We start from the raw sequence: 16,412 nt of genomic DNA, 5'->3' as shown, positions 1-16,412 counted from the left end.
GCCGGTGACCCGCTTCGACCCGCGTGGACGGGTGAACCGGGCGCTGCTGGTCGGGGTCTCCGAATACGACCTCACGGAGCCGCCGCACGGCGTGCCCGGCGACCTCCCCGCCGTCAAGCACAACCTGAACCGGCTCCGGGACACGCTGTTACAGGGCCGGGTCTTCGGCGAGCACGAGATCACGGTGGCCCGCTCGCCGTCCCGGGACGACTTCGACCACGCCCTGCGCCGGACCGCCGCGGAGGCGGAGGGGCTGCTGTTCCTGTACTTCACGGGGCACGGGGCCATCCCCAGCGCGGGCGACGAGCTGTTCCTGCAGATGCGCAACGCGAGCGTGGTGGCGGGCGGGCACGCGGTCTTCCCCGGCTCGGAGACGTTCAGCACCGCACTGACCGTGCTGGCCGCCGGTCCGGCCGAGCGGATCGTGGTGGTCCTCGACTGCTGCTTCGCGGGCAACGCCGCGTGGATCTGGGAGACCTTCCGCGACAAGCGGCGCGTACTGCTGCTGATGAGCGTGCAGGCCAACCACCGCATCGACGCGGGGGACACCTCGACACCGACGCCGTTCACCGAGGAGCTCGTACAACTCCTTCGGGAGAACGGGGAGTTGGGCTTCCAAGAGGTCGCCGACCGGCTGCGGGACCGGATGGCGGCGGTCGGGTACAAGACGGTGCGCGGCGAGCCGTGGGAGCCGCAGAGCAGGACGGAGCCGGGTGAGGACGTCCTGCTGTCCGCACGGCCGGCTCCGCCGGTCAGGCGGCCGGTGGGCGCATCGGGGCCGTGGCCGCCGGGGGAGCGGCGGAGTCCGCCCGAGCGGCCCGGGGAAGAACGGAAACCGGGCCCTTCCCGTCTCCGTACCGCCGCGTCCGTCCTTCTCGCCCGCCTCCACAGCGGCGTCACGGCCCTCGCCCGCGCCTGGCGGCGTCTGCCCTCCCCCGGCCGTCCCGCCACCCGCGTCACCCTCGTCCTCACTCTCGTCCTCGCCGCCCTGGGGCTCGGCTCGTACGGCATCGTCAAACTCACGGCCGGCCACCCCTCCTGCGCGCCGCCGCTCGAACTGCGCGTCCTCACCGACCCCGACCTCGAACCGACGGTGAGCGCGGCGGCGGAGGCCTATCTCACGTCGGACGAGAACACCACCGGCGACGGCTGTCGGCGCAGCGGCATCACGGTCTACAGCGCGGGCTCCGCCGACGCGGTCACCGCGCTCGCCGGTCAGTCGGACGCCTGGCAGGAGCCCCGGGACGAGGACACCAACCCGCAGCGGGACGTCGGCCCGCAACCGGACATCTGGATCCCCGCCACCGCCGCCGACGCCGCCCGGGTCGCGGCCGCCCAGGACACCGACGCCGTGGCCCGCCTCGACCCCGACGAGGAGCCGCTGGCGTACTCCCCGGTCGTGCTCGCCGTCCCGCGGCACATCGCCGCCGACCTGAACGACCGTGTCGAACCCTCGCTGGCCCTGATGATCACCGCCCTGGGGGAACGCGACGCGGATGCCGAAGTGCGCCGCTCCGACCCGGAGTTCGCGTCCTCCGCGCTGCTCGCCACCATCGGCCTGTACGCGGGCGGAGCCGACCCGGCCGGGGCGGAACTGAAGGTCGCCCAGCCGGGGCCGCCCTCTCCTACGGCCGCCGACCTGCTGTGCACGCTGCCCGACGACGACGAGGTGGACAACCGCACCGCCGCCCTCGTCCCCGAGTTCCTGCTGCGCAGCGGCGTCGGCTGCGACCGGGCGACCCGGACGCCCCGGGTCGCCCATTACCCCGGTGACGTACCCGGGCTGGAGCCCACGTTCGTGCGGGTCCGCTGGCAGGACGCCGACCGGGACGAGGCGGCGCGTGACGCGGCGGCCGAGGGCTTCCGCGCATGGCTCACCGGTGAGGACGGGCGGGCCGTGTTCGCGCGGGACGGCTTCCGTTCCACGAGCGGCGGGAATCCCCTGCTGGACGCCGACGGCCCGGTCCCGGCCGGGATGTTGTGGGAGCCCTCGCCGCTCAAGGAGAGCGCCGGACGGGAGGAGATGGAGACGGCGCTCACCGACTACCGCGCCGCGCACGGCCCCGGCCGGGTCCTGTTCCTGCTGGACAGCTCCGGTTCGATGGCTTCCCTGTGGGAGGGGCCCAGCGGCGGGCCCGGCCTGCTCAAGCAGTCCCTGGGCGGGCTCGGCGGCGAGGACGAGTACGGCGTGTGGGCGGTCTCCGGGACGTCCGGTGCCGAGCGCCCGTACGAGACCGTGCTGCCCTTCGGCCGCCACACCCGCAGGGACGCCGAACGTGCCGTCGACGCGGCCCGCGTGCGGGACGCCCAGGCCGACCCGCACGGCGCCCTGCTCGCGGCCCTCGACGACCTGGGCGGCTTCGGCCCGGACGAACGCCCCCGCCTCCTCGTCCACATCACCGACGGCGAGGACGACAGCCGGCTCACCGGCGCGAACCTCGACGAGGTACTGACCCGGGCGCGGGCGGCGAAGGTGCCGGTGGCCATGGTGTCCCTGGAGACCGGCGGCTGCGACCCGAACCGGCCGGCCGCCCGCATCTCCGCCGCGAGCGGCGGCCGCTGCCTGGACACCGACGAGGACCTCGGCGCGGGCCTGACCGACGAGGTCGCCCGCACCGGAACGGGGGCGGACCGATGACGGGGCGCAACACGGGCCAGGGGACGCACCCCGCCGACTCCGACGGGCGGGTGGCGGGGTGGAGTGCGGGGCAGGGGATGGATCACGCCGACTCTGCTGGGCGGGTGACGGGGTGGAGTGCCGGACTGCGGAGGGTCCGCGCCACGTCAACACGGCTGAAGACCGGGCGCGGCTCAGGACAGCGGACGGGCCGTCGCAGCCCCGCGCGGCTGGAGGACAGCCGTGGCGCCGCTCGTCCGGAGGACCGTCGCAGCCCTGCACGACTGGAGGGCCGTCGCGACTCCGCGCGGTCGGGGGACAGTCGTGGCGCCGCGCGGCTGAAGGGCCGACCTGGGTCCGCACTGCTCATGCGCCGTCGTGGCACCGGACGTGGAACGGCTCTGCGTCGCACCGGTCGGCGGCTCGCGGTCCTGCTGGTTCTGCTGCTGGTCGCGGCGTGCACCGGTGGTGGTGCGGGGGATTCCGCGACGCCCGTCGCCGACCGGCCGGGGGACATCGTCGTCGCCAGTGGTCGGGACGTCACCGGCAAGAACGGCATCCGGCAGCAGCTCATCGACGCCTGGAACCGGCAGCAGGAGAAAGCAGGCACCGGCTACCGCGCCCGCCTGGTCGAACTGCCGGGCAGCGCCGACGAACAGCGCAGTCAGCTCCTCGGCGCCCTCCAGTCCGGCAGCGCCGCCTACGACGTCGTCAACCTCGACGTCACCTGGGTACCGGAGTTCGCCGACGCCGGCCTCGTGCGCCGGTTGCCGGACGGCGTGCTGGACGGTGATGTCATCAAGTCGGTCGCGGACACGGCCCGTTGGGACGGCAAGGTGTACTCGGTGCCGTTCAACAGTGACGTCGGCCTCCTCTACTACCGGCGCGACCACCTGCGCGCGGTGGGCGTCCCGCAGACCGACCTGAGCGCGGGCGTGGACCGGGCCTGGCTCCAGGAGACCATCCAGTCGCTGGAGAACCAACCGCCCAAGGGCTACGAGCAGGGCTGGACCACCCAGCTCGCCCCCTACGAGGGCCGTACGGTCAACGCCGTGGAGGCGTTCGCGTCCGCGACGCCGGATCTCGCCCTGATCGACGCCGACGGCCGGTACGTCGCCTCCGCCGCGCAGTTGACCGAGGGCATCGCCGAACTGCGGCAGCGCACGGGTCCGCCGTACACCCTCCAGGACGCCGTCCACTCCGACGAGGCCGCCTCCCTCGCGGACTTCGCCGCGGGCCGCACCGCGTTCCTGCGCCACTGGCCCTACGCCTACCGCACGCTGCACCAGTCCTTCACCCCCGAGCAGCTCGGCGTGGCCCCGCTGCCCGGCCGGGCGGTTCTCGGCGGCCAGAACCTCGCGGTGACCGCGGCCTCCCAGCGGGCGCCCAAGGCGGCCGAGCTGATCGGCTTCCTCACCGGCAAGGAGAGCGAACGCTGTCTGCTCGACGCGGGGTTCGCGGCGACGCGGACATCGGCGTACGACGACGATGCGGTGAAGTGCACCCTGGCCGCCTCGACCCCCTCCGCCTCCCCCACCGGGGAGCGCGCCGACCGCATGCCCCGCGACAAGGGCCGCCCCGCGTACGCCCGCCGCATCCTCCTCCCGGCGCTCCAAGCCGCCGTACAGCGGCCGCGCACCCCGCTCTACGGCGCGTTCACACAGACCTTCACCGCCCAGCTGGGCGCCCTGTTCGGCGACCGCCCACCGAGCGACGCGCAGCTCGCGGAGCGGCTGCACGAGGCCCTGCGGAAGGCGCTGCCGGACTAGGGCCCCCAGGCCGCTTCGCGGCATGACGGAAGGCGGCCGCCGAGGCAGGTGGGGAGTGCCGTCGGCGCCCTGGCCCTGAGCCCGGACGGTCACACCCTGGCGGTCGGCGGCGACGCGGGCACGATCCAGCTCTGGGACACGCGGACCCAGCAACCGTTCCTGGAGACAACGCCCCCGCCACGCTCGGAGGGTGTGCGGCGAACCCGCGGATCAGTCGCTGCCGGATGTCCGGGCGAGGAAGGCGTCCGAGACGGGGGCGGCGTGCCGGGCCGACCCCGGCTCGGTGGCTCTCGCCGGGCCCGCGTTCGCCGCCAGTACCAGGGCGGCGACCGCGACGACGGCGGCGACGATGCTCCTGGCGTAACGCTCGGTGGCTCGGGTGCGTTCCAGCACGACAACCTCGCAGCGGCGACGACAACGGCAAGAACACGAACAGCGACAACGACGACGGGACGACCATGAGCAACGTCGTGTTGAGCACGCTTGATACGCCGTTCAACCCGTTCAACCTAGGGGCTGTCGGAGTCGAACGGCAAGAGGCACCAGGGGGGTCGGGCATGTCGGAGCGCGACGCCCCCGTGGGCAGGTCCGACGAGGCCGCCGAGGAACACCACGTGCGGGCCGCTGAGCCTGCCGGAGCGGGCGGGCGCGGCCGGTGACCTGGCCGACCTGTGCCGGATGCTGGGGGATCTGCCACGGCGCTCGGGACGCGTGGAGGCGGCCCCGGACGCCTACCGGACGGGGCTCGGACACCGTACGGCCCCGACACGACCACACTCGGCTCGCCCCCCCCGCACAGCCTCCTCTGTGAGAAACCCGGGCCGGCGCACAGTGGTCCCGGTTACCGTGCGCGGAGACACACGGACTACCGGGACAGGCACGTGGAGAACCAACGGACGGTGGGCGACAGCCTGCGCCTCGGCGTGCGCGCGCTCGTGTACGCCGTCCTCGGCGGGGCGGCGCTGCTCGCCGTCGTCACGGTCGTCTCCGTCCTCGGGCCGATGCTCGCCCTCGACCTGTACACGCCGGCCGTCGCCGCCTGGTGGACCGTCTTCACGGCGGTCGCCGTCCAAGGGGTGCCGTTCCTCCTCCTCGGTACGGTCGTCTCGGCGGCGATCGGCGCCTTCGTGCCGGAGAAGGTGTTCCGCCGGCTCCTCCCGCGCAACCAGGCCCTCGCCGTGCCGGTCGCGGGGGCCGCGGGCGTCGTGCTGCCCGGATGCGAGTGCGCGTCCGTGCCGGTGGCCGGGAGCCTGATGAGCCGGGGGGTGGCCCCGGCGGCCGCCCTCGCCTTCCTGCTCTCCGCGCCCGCGATCAACCCGGTGGTGCTGGTGGCGACCTCCATCGCCTTCCCCCGGCAGCCCGAGATGGTCCTCGGCCGGCTGGTCGCCTCGCTGGGGACGGCGGTCGTGATGGGCTGGCTGTGGGCCCGGTTCGGACGGGAGGAATGGATACGACTGCCCAAGCGGCGCGCCCCGGCCGGCGGGGGCGGTCTGCGGGCCTTCGGTGCCGGCCTCCAGCACGACTTCCTGCACGCCGGCGGCTTCCTCGTCCTCGGCGCGGGGGCCGCGGCGACCTTCAACATCGCCGTCCCGCGGTCCGTCCTCGACCTCTTCACCGGCTCGGTCTGGCTGTCGGTACTGCTGCTGGCCGTCCTGGCCGTCGTCCTGTGCGTGTGCAGCGAGGCCGACGCCTTCGTGGCCGCCTCGCTCAGCGGGTTCTCGCCCACCGCCCGGCTGGCGTTCATGGTCGTCGGGCCGATGGTCGACCTGAAACTGATCGCCCTGCAGACGGGGACCTTCGGGCGCGCCTTCGCCGTACGGTTCTCGGCCGTGACCTGGGTGGTGGCCGTGGCGAGCAGTGTGCTGGTCGGGTGGTGGCTGCTGTGACTCCAGGGCAGTACGGCTCTCCCCTCCTCCTCGTGCTCACGGGCGCGGCGATCCTGCGGATCTCCCTGTTCAGCGAGCTGTACCTGCGGTATGTGCAGGCGGGGCTGCGGCCCTACCTGGTCGTGTCCGGGGTGGTGCTGGTGCTGCTGGGCGCGGTGATGGCGGTCGTACGGCGGTCCGCGCACGCGGGTCACGAATCCACGCCGGACGGTCACGAATCCGCGCCCGACGGTCAGGAATCCACGCCCGACGGTCAGGAATCCGCGCCCGACGGCCACGAAGAGGACGATCACGTCGGGCACGGTCATCACCACGGTCACGGCCCTCGGATCGCCTGGCTCCTCACCCTCCCCGCGCTCGCCCTGCTGCTCTTCCCGCCGCCCGCCCTCGGGTCGTACAGCGCCGGGCGCGAGTCCGCTCAGCGGGCCGCGCAGGGGGTCGGGGCCTTCCCTGCGCTCGCCGCCGGGGACCCGGTGGAGCTGACCCTCGGCGAGTTCAGCTCCCGGGCGATCTACGACAGCGGGCGGTCGCTGAAGGGCCGCACGGTCCGGATGACCGGCTTCGTCACCCACGGCGACGACGGCACCTGGTACGTCACCCGGCTCCTCGTCAGCTGCTGCGCCGCCGACGCGACGGCCGGCAAGGTCGAGGTACGCGGGGACGAGGCGCCGCCGGTCGACACCTGGGTCACCGTCACCGGCACCTGGCACCCCGAGGGCGCGCTGGGCACCGACGCGGCCTGGCCTGCGGTGCTCGACGTCACTTCGGTGAAGCGGGTGAAGCAGCCGGCGGATCCGTACGAGCAGCGGTAGCGGGCCGGGTTTCGCCCGTGGGCCGGGGGGTAGTCGGGCGTCGCCCCCCAGCGGGGTCTGTACGACGGTGGGCGCGCTGTGATCGAAGGAGGCGGTGGCCGTGCGTCCCAGGGACGGCCCAGAAGGCGCCCACGGTGACGAGCCCGGCCGCTACGAGCATCCGGAGCAGTCCTGGGCGTCGGATCTCGACGCCGAGCGCGAACTCGCCCAGGACAACATGCGGGACGTCGACGTGATCGCGGAGGGCGTGCGGGACGCCGAGCCCAGGGAGATTCCCGGGCGGCTGTGCGGGGTGGCGGTCGAACTGCTGCCGGTGGCTGCCGCTAGCGTGGCGCTGCACACCGACGGGATGCCGGTACGGCTGAGCGCGAGCAGTGAGCGGGCCGCCCGCCTGGCGGAGATCCAGGCCACCCTGGGCGACGGGCCCTGCCAGCACGCCGCCCGCGCCGGCGTCCCCGTGCTCGCCTGCGACCTCACGACCGGGCGGGACGTCGGACGCTGGCCGGTCTTCGCCCAGCAGGCCACGGCCGCCGGGGTGCGGGCGATGTACTCGATCCCCCTGGGCAACGAAGCCGTGTGCGTGGGCACCCTCGACCTCTACCGCGACACCCCCGGCGAACTCACGCCCCGCGAGCTGCGCACCGCGCTGATGGTGGCGAACGTGATGACGGTGGCCCTGATGGCGCTGCCCCGCGGAGAGGAGCACGGGGGCCGGGAGACGGAACCCTGGCTGAGCGGGCTGGCCAAGGACCAGGACGAGGTCCACCAGGCCGTCGGCATGATCATGGCCCAGCTCGGCATCGGCTCCGACGAGGCGCTGGCCCGCCTGCGCGGCCACGCCTTCGCCCAGAGCCGTACGGCGCTGGAGCTGGCACATGACGTGGTCGAGCACCGGACCCGCTTCGACCGTGACGGCGACTGAGCCACCCGAAGCGACAGAAGTCCTGCCTGGACATCGTGCTGGGCTCCCTGCCCGGACGCCCCCGGAGGCCCGGGCGGGCGCCGCGGTCAGACCTCCACCCGCCCCTTCGTCCGGACCTCCGTCAGGCGTTGCGCCCCGAGCTGTACGACCGCCCGCGCGATGTCGGGCGACACCTCGCCGAAGCCGCCGTGGGTGAGGCCGATCGCGTCGTCGCCGACGCGGACGGCGGCGACGTCCAGGGTGAACGCGGCGGGCTCGCCGTCGGCCGTCTCGCCCCAGACGAGGATCCGCAGGCCCTGCCGGGCGTCCCCGGCCTCGGGCAGCGCGGCCTCGGTGACCTCGACGGCGTGCGCCTCGCCCCGGGTGGTCTTCGCCGTGAACCGCGCGCACTTCTTCGGCAGCGCCTTCAGCCAGGCCAGCGTGCGGTCCACGTCCGCCGCCGGGTGGGCGACGACCTGCTGGCGCAACTGGGTCTCGTTCCAGTCGTCGTCGAGCCCGACCACCGCACGAGGACGGGCGTCCGCGCCGAACAGTTCCTCGGAGTAGGCGGTGTCCATCAGCCGCTGGCAGTCCGGGAGGTTCGTGGTCGCCTTGAGCACGGCGTCGTGCCAGGTCGCGCTGCCCTGCGTCGGCGTCCAGGGCTCCCCCAGATCGGTCTCCGTGAGCAGCACGGCCTGCGCCTGCGCCGCGGTGAGGGCGGGGGTGGCGGCCGGGGACGCGTGTTTCCCGGACGGGGCGGGCGACGCGGTCGTGGCGGAGAGGTCGGGCTTCTCGGCGGTGGGCGGCGTGGTGAGGGCGGAGCAGGCGGTCGCGGTCAGGAGGGCGCCGAGCGACAGCGCGGAGGCGGTGCGGACACGGGCCGTGGGTCGGGTCATCGAGGTCTCTCCTGAGGGCTGCCAAGATCGAGTGCGCCCTCTTACGGCACCACCGGGACCGACCGGCCACCAGCGAGCCGGGCCGTACGGGTGAGCGGGGCCGGGGCGGGGGTGGGCGCGGGTCCCGAAAACCGATCGCCCGGCCCTCCGCCTCCTTGCTACCGTCGCCCCATGCAGCGCGCCCACGTAGTACTCGTGTCTCTCACGACGACGCCGGAGAGTGTCCCGGCGCGCTGACAGCTGACCCAGTCGAAAGCCCCGGGGCGAGTGCCCCGGGGCTTCGTCGTGCGGGGGCTCGTCGCCGGTCACCGTGAGGAGAGAACCGCCATGACCGCCATGACCGGCCCGCACGACCACCGCCGACTCGGCCGCGAACTCGGCCTGTTCGACACCGATCCGCTGATGGGCGCGGGCCTGCCGTACTGGCTCCCCGACGGGGCCGTCGTACGGCACACCCTGGAGGAGTACGTCCGGGAGGCCGAACGCGCCGCCGGATACCGGCACGTGTACTCGCCGGTCCTCGGCAAACGCGAGCTGTACGAGATCTCGGGGCACTGGTCCCACTACAGCGAGGACATGTTCCCGCCGATGGAACTGGGCGCGGAGGAGGTCGTACTGAGGCCGAGTCTGTGTCCGCATCACGCGTTGATCTATCGTTCCCGCTCCCACAGCTACCGTGAACTGCCCCTCAGAATCGCCGAGTTGGGCGGCATGTACCGCTCCGAGCCGTCCGGGGTGCTCGGCGGTCTGACCCGGGTCCGGGCCATCCAGCTCAACGACGCGCACATCTTCTGCACCCTGGAGCAGGCCGTGGACGAGGCACGGGACGCCCTGGAGCTCATCGGCCGCGCGTACGCCGATCTCGGCATCCGGGCCGCCCGTCACCGGCTCTCCCTGCCCGGCGAGGGCGGCAAGTACGTCGCCGACCCGGACCTGTGGCGGCGGGCCACCGCGCTGCTGCGGGAGGTGCTCGACGACTCGGGGATCCCCTACGAGGCCGCCGAGGGCGAAGCCGCCTTCTACGGCCCCAAGATCGACGTCCAGATCGCCGACCCTGCCGGCCGCGAGACCACCCTCTCCACCGTCCAGATCGACTTCCACCAGCCCGAACGCTTCGACCTGCACTACATCGGCGCCGACGGCGCCAGACACCGGCCGGTCATGGTGCACCGCAGCATCATCGGCAGCGTGGAACGGGCCGTCGCGCATCTCCTCGAGCAGCACGGCGGCGCGTTCCCGGCGTGGCTCGCGCCCGTGCAACTGGTGGTGCTGCCGGTCGCGGACGCGCAGGAGGAGCGGGCCCACGAGGTCGTACGGCAGGCCCGGGCGCGGGGACTGCGGGCGGAACCGCACGGCCCCGGCGACGGCACCCTCGGCGCCCGGATCCGGGCGGCGCGGCTCGTGCCGTACCAGGCGGTGATCGGGGAGCGGGAGGCAGACGGCGACCTGGTGGCCGTACGGCTGCGGGACGGGAGCCGTCCGGGGGCGGTGCCGGCCGGGGAGTTGCTGGACCGGATCGCCGCCCGGGTCGGTGCTCGCGGGACCGGACTGTGGGCGGCTGCGTAAGGTCGCTTGCGTAACCCGTCGTATCCCGAGGAGAGGAACCCCGCCGTGACCGGTCAGCCCATCCCGGTGATCATCGACTGCGACACGGGTGTCGACGACGCCCTGGCCCTGCTGTTCGCCGTACGGCACCCCGCGCTCGACGTGCGGGCGGTGACCTGCGTGGCCGGGAACACCGACGTGGACGGCGTCGTGCGCAACACCCTGACCGTGCTGGAGCAGGCCGGGGCCGGTGACATCCCGGTCGCGCGGGGTGCCGAGCGCCCGCTGATCGAGCCGGTGCGGACGGCGCGGCACGTGCACGGCGAGGACGGGATGGGCGACCTGGGGCTGCCCGCGCCGACCCGTCGGCCGGTCGACGTGGACGCGGTGACGCTGCTGCGGCGGGAGATCCTCGCCTCGCCGACGCCGGTCACCCTCATCCCCACCGCGCCCCTGACGAACATCGCGCTGCTGCTGCGCACCCACCCCGAGGTGGTCCGCAACATCGAGCGGATCGTGTTCATGGGCGGCGCGGTGGCGACCGGTAACGCCACGGCGGTCGCGGAGTTCAACGTGTGGCACGACCCGGAGGCCGCCGCGATCCTCCTCACCGCCGGGGTGCCGATCACGATGTACGGCCTGGACGTGTTCAAGCAGGTCCTCGTCCCGGCCGGGGACGTGCAGCGGCTGCGCGCGAGCTCCGAACCCCGCCTGCGCCTGGCCGGCGAACTCCTCGCCCACCGGGATCCCGCCACCTCCGGCGACCCCACACCCACGGGCGGCCTCGGCGACGCGGGCGCCGTCTGCGCGGTCGTCGACCCGGACGGCATCACCACCGAACCCCTCCCGGTCGAGGTGAGCCTGGCCCCGGGCGCCACCCGGGGCCAGACGATCGTCGACCGGCGCCCGCGCCCCGGCGAGTCCGAGATCCACGAGGGCACCCGTGAACAGCGGCTGGTGGACGTGGCGTTGGGCGTGGACGTGGAGCGGTACGTGAAGCTGTGGCTGACGACGGTGGAGGGCGTCTAGCGCGTCTCCGCCGCGGGCCGGACCGCCCACCGCTGCTCCACCCTGGCGAGTCGCCAGTAGGCGATGGCGGCCGCCCACACCACCACGAACAGGCCGACGATGACGTAGCCGACGCTGTCGAGGTTGATGTCGGCGATCCAGGTGGTGACCGTGTCGGTCAGGTCGAGCTTCTCGTGCAGGACGCCGACGAGTTCGATGGTGCCGATGAAGAAGGCGACGGCGACGGACAGGCCGGTGATGGTGAGGTTGTAGAAGACCTTGCGGACCGGGTTGGAGAACGCCCACTGGTAGGCGAAGTTCATGAACGTGCCGTCGAGGGTGTCGAACAGGCTCATGCCGGCGGCGAAGAGGAGGGGCAGGGAGAGGATCGCGTACCAGGGCAGACCGGCCGCCGCGCCCGAGCCCGCCATCACCATCAGGGTGACCTCGGTGGCGGTGTCGAAGCCGAGTCCGAAGAGGAAGCCGAGCGGGTACATCTGGCCGGGGCGGGTGATGGACTTGGTGAGGCGGCCGAGGATCCGGTTCATGAACCCCCTCGAGTCCAGGTGCTGTTCGAGCTCCTTCTCGTCGTAGGCGCCCGCCCGCATCGCCTTGAACACCTTCAGGATGCCGAGCAGGGCGGCCAGGTTGAGGGCGGCGATGAGGTAGAGGAACGTGCCGGAGATCGTCGTACCGAGGACGCCGAGCACCTGGTGGGTGCCGGAGTCCTCGTTCATGACCCTTCCGGCGAGCTGGGTGCCGCCCGCGATCAGCAGGGCGAGCAGCACCACCACGCTGGAGTGGCCGAGCGCGAACCAGAAGCCCACCGACACCGGGCGCTTGCCGTCGGCCATCAGCTTGCGGGTGGTGTTGTCGATCGCGGCGATGTGGTCGGCGTCGAAGGCGTGCCGCATGCCGAGGGTGTAGGCGGTGATGCCGAGGCCGATGCCGAAGGCCTTGTTGCCGACCTCGTAGTGCCCGGGGACGACGAGGAGGAACAGGATTCCGAAGGCGACGACGTGCAGTGCGGCGACGACCGCCATCAGGCCGGCGGTCTTGAGGGTGTCCTCCCGGCGCCACTTGAAGGACGTCGGGGCAGGGTTGGGCAGGGTCATCCGGTCACGCTCCAGCACCTCGTGGATCAACTCGTGAGATGCCGTGGCCGGTCTCCTGGCTTACGGGTCGTGCGTGTCCGTTCCTGCCTTCCCGGTCTTGTGACCAGTGGCCCGGCTGGCGCCGGACGGGACGGAAACTCCCCGATCACAGTGGCGAGGGCCGCTCCGGCATGGACCCCCTGAGGGGTCGTCACCGGCTTCCCGAGCACCACGGCCCGCCCACCGTAGGGTGGCAAGCGGTCTCCTGCATAGCTGCGTACCTGCGCAGGTATGGAAGATCACATGGGGGCGCCTGCGAGGATGGCGGCATGCATCTCGTTCCGGCCGACCGAGTGGATCGCCGAACCATCGACGGGCACCGGGTGTGCGACGCGATCGCCGCGATCGGCGAACCGGGCCATGTCCGTACCTGGGCCGACCGCTTCTCGCTGCTCGCCGATCCCAAGCGGCTCGCGCTGCTGCTCGCCCTGCACCGGACCGGCCCGCTGGCCGTCTCCGACCTGGCGATCGCCACCGGCATGAACGACCCCGCCGTGTCGCAGGCGCTCAGGCTGCTGCGGGCGGCGGGGGTCGTGGAGGGCGAGAAGGAGGGAAGGATCGTGCGCTACCGGGTGGTGGACAGTGACATCGCCTCGCTCCTCGAACACTGCGCCGCTTCCAGCCCGTCTGGGGGCACCCCCTTTGGGGGAGTTTGAGGACGAGGCCGTTCAGGCCGAAGCGGGGGTCTGGGGGCGGCAGCCCCCAGGGACGGGACGGGAAGGGGCGGCGGGGGCGATCCCCGGTCCTCAGCCCGAACGCCGGCCGGGCTGAAACCGCCCGACCGGCGCCGACTACACCAACTGCGCTTGATTACGAGCGAGCAGCCTTGCGGCGACGCGTCGCCAGCACGATGCCCGCGCCGCCCGCGAGGAGCACCGCCGCACCGATCGCGATCGGGCCGGTCGCGCTGCTGCCGCCGGTCTCCGCGAGGTTGTCGCCGCCGCCGTTCGGGGTGGCGGCGGGGGCGGTGGTGGACTCGGAGGCCGACGGGCTCGGGGCCTCGGTGGACGGGGAGGGGGACTCGGCGGGGGTCTCCGTCGCCGGGGGCGTGGTCTCCTCCGAGGGCGTCGAGGGCTCGGTGGACTCCGGGGTGGAGGGGGTCGGCGTGGGGGTGGCCGGCGGCTCGGACGGGGCCGTCGTGCAGTCCTTCGTGCCGCCGTTCCAGGCCGCGATCAGCTTGTCCTTGATGACCGGGCGGTCCGGACCCTTGGGCAGGTCGCCGTGGACGAAGCCGTCGTTCGCGTCGAGCTTGCCGTCGAACTTGACCGCTCCTCGGTACAGGTCTATCTGCGCGAAGCAGCCCGCGTCCGGCACCGCGATGTCGAGGGAGTCGGTCTGGCCCGGCTTGACGGTGACGGTGTCGAAGTCGACGAAGACCTGCTCGCCGGAGGTGCCGAAGGTGGCGCCGTGGGCGAGGTAGGAGGCCAGGGAGGCCGTGCAGGTGGTGGCGTCGCCCGCGGTGCGGACCTTGATGTGCACCTTGCCGTCGTCGGTCGGCTTGAGGTTCTGGTCGTCGACCTTGACCGAGTCGTAGAAGCTCGTGCCGTCCAGCGAGAACTGGCAGCGGTCGGTCCCGGTCTCCGTGCCCGCGCCGGTGCCGGGCTTGTAGGTGCCGCCGGACTTCCAGCCGTCGCCACCGGGCGTGCCGGTGGCCCAGGCGCCGGAAGCGGCGGCGACGGAGGCGGAACAAAGGACGAGCGCCGCGGCGCCCGTCCCCAGCAGGCGGCGCGCGGTGACACGTCTGGCTGTCGACATGCGGATCCCATCGGATGTGTGTGAGGGGTGGTGAAGTGCTGTGAATGAAGTGCTGTGAAGCACCTCTGAGAAACACTGGGCTCATTGGTCACATGCGCCACAGTGTCCGCACATCGTGGATCTCCCAGCGGAACCCTGTCAACCTGCGGATATGCAGGTTGAGTTCAGAACTCCATCACAATTCCGACACACAGGGAATGAACCGCTCCGGACGGCGTTCGAGTTCGCTTTCCCGACAATGTGGACAGGTACCTGAGTGCCGTTGCCCATCGTCACGACCGCCATGAGGGAGAACGCCGCGTGACCGACCCGAACCCCGACCACCGACTCCACCTTCCCGACCTCTCCTCCAAGGACCCCGACTGGTGGCGGCAGGCCGTCGTCTACCAGGTCTACCCCCGCAGCTTCGCCGACGCCGACGGCGACGGGCTCGGCGACCTGCGCGGGATCACCCGGCGCCTGAACCACCTCGCCGCACTGGGCGTCGACGCCCTGTGGCTCAGCCCCTTCTACCCCTCCGAACTCGCCGACGGCGGCTACGACGTCGCCGACCACCGCGACGTCGACCCCCGCCTGGGCACCCTCGACGACTTCGACGCGCTGGCCGCCGAGGCTCACCGCCTCGGACTCAAGGTGATCGTCGACCTCGTCCCCAACCACACCTCCCACCAGCACGCCTGGTTCCGGGAGGCGCTCGCCGCCGCGCCCGGCTCGCCCGCCCGCGACCGCTACGTCTTCCGCGACGGCCGCGGCACCCACGGCGAACTCCCACCCACCGACTGGCAGTCCGTCTTCGGCGGCAGCGCCTGGAAACGGGTGCCGGACGGACAGTGGTACCTGCACCTGTTCGCCCCCGAACAGCCCGACCTGAACTGGGACAACGAGGAGGTCCGCGCCGACTTCCGCACCACCCTGCGCTTCTGGTCCGACCGCGGGGTCGACGGCTTCCGCGTCGACGTCGCCCACGCCCTCGCCAAGGACCTGGAGGAACCGCTGCGCGACCTCGGCGCCCCCGAGCTCAGCAGTGAGGAGTCGCTGCCCCGGTTCCCGCCCGGCACGCACCCCTTCTTCGACCGCGACGAGGTCCACGAGATCTACCGCGACTGGCGCAAGATCCTGGACGCCTACCGCCCGCCCCGCATGGCCGTCGCCGAGGCCTGGGTCCAGGGGGCGCGGCGCGTGCGGTACGCCCGCCCCGACGAACTCGGCCAGGCCTTCAACTTCGAGTACCTGCAGGCCGGCTGGGACGCCGGCGAGCTGCGCCAGGTCATCACCGACTCGCTGGCCACCGCGTCGGAGGCCGGCGCCTCCGCCACCTGGGTGCTGTCCAACCACGACGTCGTGCGGCACGCCTCCCGCCTGATGCTCCCGCCCGGCACCGACGACAACGCCTGGCTGCTGTCCGGCGGCCACGCCCCCGCCGTCGACCCGGCCGAGGGTCTGCGGCGAGCCCGCGCCGCCACGCTCCTGATGCTGGCGCTGCCGGGATCCTCGTACGTCTACCAGGGCGAGGAACTCGGCCTGCCTGAAGTCGCCGACCTGCCCTTCGAGGTCCTCCAGGACCCGATCTGGGAACAGACGGGACGCGTCCGCAAGGGCAGGGACGGGTGCCGGGTGCCGCTGCCGTGGACGAGCACGGGGCCGTCCTACGGCTTCGGCGCGGGCGGTGCCTGGCTGCCGCAGCCGGAGAGCTTCGCGTCCTACGCCGTCGAGGCGCAGGACGGGGTCGAGGGCTCGACCCTGGAGCTCTACCGCAAGGCTCTCAGGCTGCGCCGCAAGCTGCTGGAGGGCGAAACGCTCACCTGGACGGCCGACACCCCGGACGGCGTGCTGGACTTCACCCGGAACGACGGCTGGCGGTGTGTCACCAACCTGTCGGGCACGGCCGTACCACTGCCGCCGGGCGAAGTGCTGCTCGCGAGCCGCCCGTTCGAGGACGGGCGGCTCGGGCCGGACACGACCGTCTGGCTCGCTCCCTAGGTGTATTGACCCGCAGCGTTGTTCACACGGCTGATGGGTGGCTTGCCTCCGAGTGCGGTGTGGCAGCGGTGGTGGTTGTAGGTGTGCAG

Annotated in this window: 13 protein-coding genes, 1 pseudogene and 1 riboswitch; of the genes and pseudogenes, 10 read left to right on the top strand and 4 right to left on the bottom strand. The window is 72.8% G+C overall.

The features are described 5' to 3' along the window. Positions 1–4: 4 nt before the first annotated feature. Positions 5–2,638 carry a substrate-binding domain-containing protein gene (locus tag ACFWWR_RS34710; protein WP_383865619.1) on the top strand — a complete coding sequence of 878 codons (2,634 nt, stop codon included), beginning with the start codon at positions 5–7 and terminating at the stop codon, positions 2,636–2,638. A 347-nt stretch (positions 2,639–2,985) separates the two neighbouring features. After that, positions 2,986–4,386 carry an extracellular solute-binding protein gene (locus ACFWWR_RS34705; protein WP_383865621.1) on the top strand — a complete coding sequence of 467 codons (1,401 nt, stop codon included), beginning with the start codon at positions 2,986–2,988 and terminating at the stop codon, positions 4,384–4,386. A gap of 210 nt (positions 4,387–4,596) precedes the next feature. Here ACFWWR_RS34705 and ACFWWR_RS34700 read toward each other — a convergent pair whose 3' ends face one another. After that, positions 4,597–4,779: a hypothetical protein gene (locus ACFWWR_RS34700; RefSeq protein WP_383865623.1), complete on the bottom strand. Its 183-nt coding sequence runs from the start codon at positions 4,777–4,779 to the stop codon at positions 4,597–4,599. 191 nt (positions 4,780–4,970) lie between these two features. Here ACFWWR_RS34700 and ACFWWR_RS34695 point away from each other — a divergent pair. The 4 genes and pseudogenes from ACFWWR_RS34695 to ACFWWR_RS34680 all read left to right on the top strand — a co-directional run. Next, a pseudogene (locus ACFWWR_RS34695) lies at positions 4,971–5,197 on the top strand (transcriptional regulator); the annotation flags it as partial. 70 nt (positions 5,198–5,267) lie between these two features. Continuing rightward, entirely contained in the window at positions 5,268–6,272 is a 1,005-nt protein-coding gene (locus ACFWWR_RS34690) for a permease (RefSeq protein ID WP_383865624.1), read from the top strand. After that, complete coding sequence (locus tag ACFWWR_RS34685) at positions 6,269–7,084, top strand: TIGR03943 family putative permease subunit (RefSeq protein ID WP_383865626.1); 816 nt, start codon at positions 6,269–6,271, stop codon at positions 7,082–7,084. The genes ACFWWR_RS34690 and ACFWWR_RS34685 overlap by 4 nt, the downstream gene beginning before the upstream one ends. 94 nt (positions 7,085–7,178) lie before the next feature. Then, a complete protein-coding gene (locus tag ACFWWR_RS34680; RefSeq protein ID WP_383865628.1) occupies positions 7,179–8,006 on the top strand; it encodes a GAF and ANTAR domain-containing protein in 828 nt (275 codons plus the stop codon). 86 nt (positions 8,007–8,092) lie between these two features. Here ACFWWR_RS34680 and ACFWWR_RS34675 read toward each other — a convergent pair whose 3' ends face one another. Next, positions 8,093–8,881, bottom strand: coding sequence for a hypothetical protein (locus tag ACFWWR_RS34675; RefSeq protein ID WP_384307504.1), 789 nt, complete (start codon positions 8,879–8,881; stop codon positions 8,093–8,095). 336 nt (positions 8,882–9,217) lie between these two features. Between ACFWWR_RS34675 and thrS the strand changes: the two genes are divergently transcribed. Both thrS and ACFWWR_RS34665 read left to right on the top strand, forming a co-directional pair. Beyond that, positions 9,218–10,447 carry a threonine--tRNA ligase gene (gene thrS, locus ACFWWR_RS34670; RefSeq protein ID WP_383865746.1) on the top strand — a complete coding sequence of 410 codons (1,230 nt, stop codon included), beginning with the start codon at positions 9,218–9,220 and terminating at the stop codon, positions 10,445–10,447. 45 nt (positions 10,448–10,492) lie between these two features. Beyond that, positions 10,493–11,455 carry a nucleoside hydrolase gene (locus tag ACFWWR_RS34665; protein ID WP_383865632.1) on the top strand — a complete coding sequence of 321 codons (963 nt, stop codon included), beginning with the start codon at positions 10,493–10,495 and terminating at the stop codon, positions 11,453–11,455. Here the strand turns inward: ACFWWR_RS34665 and ACFWWR_RS34660 are convergent. Further along, complete coding sequence (locus tag ACFWWR_RS34660; protein ID WP_384307502.1) at positions 11,452–12,549, bottom strand: HoxN/HupN/NixA family nickel/cobalt transporter; 1,098 nt, start codon at positions 12,547–12,549, stop codon at positions 11,452–11,454. The two genes, ACFWWR_RS34665 and ACFWWR_RS34660, sit on opposite strands and share 4 nt — an antisense overlap. A 27-nt stretch (positions 12,550–12,576) precedes the next feature. Continuing rightward, positions 12,577–12,777, bottom strand: a riboswitch (cobalamin riboswitch). Positions 12,778–12,857: 80 nt separating this feature from the next. Between ACFWWR_RS34660 and ACFWWR_RS34655 the strand changes: the two genes are divergently transcribed. Then, positions 12,858–13,244, top strand: a complete 387-nt coding sequence (locus tag ACFWWR_RS34655; protein ID WP_383865636.1) for an ArsR/SmtB family transcription factor — start codon at positions 12,858–12,860, stop codon at positions 13,242–13,244. Between the two features lie 154 nt (positions 13,245–13,398). Here the strand turns inward: ACFWWR_RS34655 and ACFWWR_RS34650 are convergent, their stop codons facing one another. Beyond that, positions 13,399–14,343 (bottom strand): LAETG motif-containing sortase-dependent surface protein, encoded by a 945-nt coding sequence (locus ACFWWR_RS34650; RefSeq protein WP_383865638.1) that lies wholly within the window; start codon positions 14,341–14,343, stop codon positions 13,399–13,401. A gap of 300 nt (positions 14,344–14,643) precedes the next feature. Between ACFWWR_RS34650 and ACFWWR_RS34645 the strand changes: the two genes are divergently transcribed. Next, positions 14,644–16,323: a glycoside hydrolase family 13 protein gene (locus ACFWWR_RS34645; RefSeq protein WP_383865639.1), complete on the top strand. Its 1,680-nt coding sequence runs from the start codon at positions 14,644–14,646 to the stop codon at positions 16,321–16,323. Positions 16,324–16,412: the final 89 nt, after the last annotated feature.

Origin of the sequence: Streptomyces sp. NPDC058678 (assembly GCF_042714835.1) — a bacterium.
Lineage (GTDB): Bacteria > Actinomycetota > Actinomycetes > Streptomycetales > Streptomycetaceae > Streptomyces.
The sequence above is the reverse complement of the archived record's forward strand: the minus strand, read 5'-3'. Positions and strand labels throughout refer to the sequence as shown.

Coding starts and splice junctions, on each gene's coding strand:
- ACFWWR_RS34705 (WP_383865621.1), top strand. CDS start 2,986: ATGCGCCGTCGTGGCACCGGACGTGGAACGGCTCTGCGTCGCACCGGT.
- ACFWWR_RS34675 (WP_384307504.1), bottom strand. CDS start 8,881: ATGACCCGACCCACGGCCCGTGTCCGCACCGCCTCCGCGCTGTCGCTC.
- thrS (WP_383865746.1), top strand. CDS start 9,218: ATGACCGGCCCGCACGACCACCGCCGACTCGGCCGCGAACTCGGCCTG.
- ACFWWR_RS34660 (WP_384307502.1), bottom strand. CDS start 12,549: ATGACCCTGCCCAACCCTGCCCCGACGTCCTTCAAGTGGCGCCGGGAG.
- ACFWWR_RS34655 (WP_383865636.1), top strand. CDS start 12,858: ATGCATCTCGTTCCGGCCGACCGAGTGGATCGCCGAACCATCGACGGG.
- ACFWWR_RS34650 (WP_383865638.1), bottom strand. CDS start 14,343: ATGTCGACAGCCAGACGTGTCACCGCGCGCCGCCTGCTGGGGACGGGC.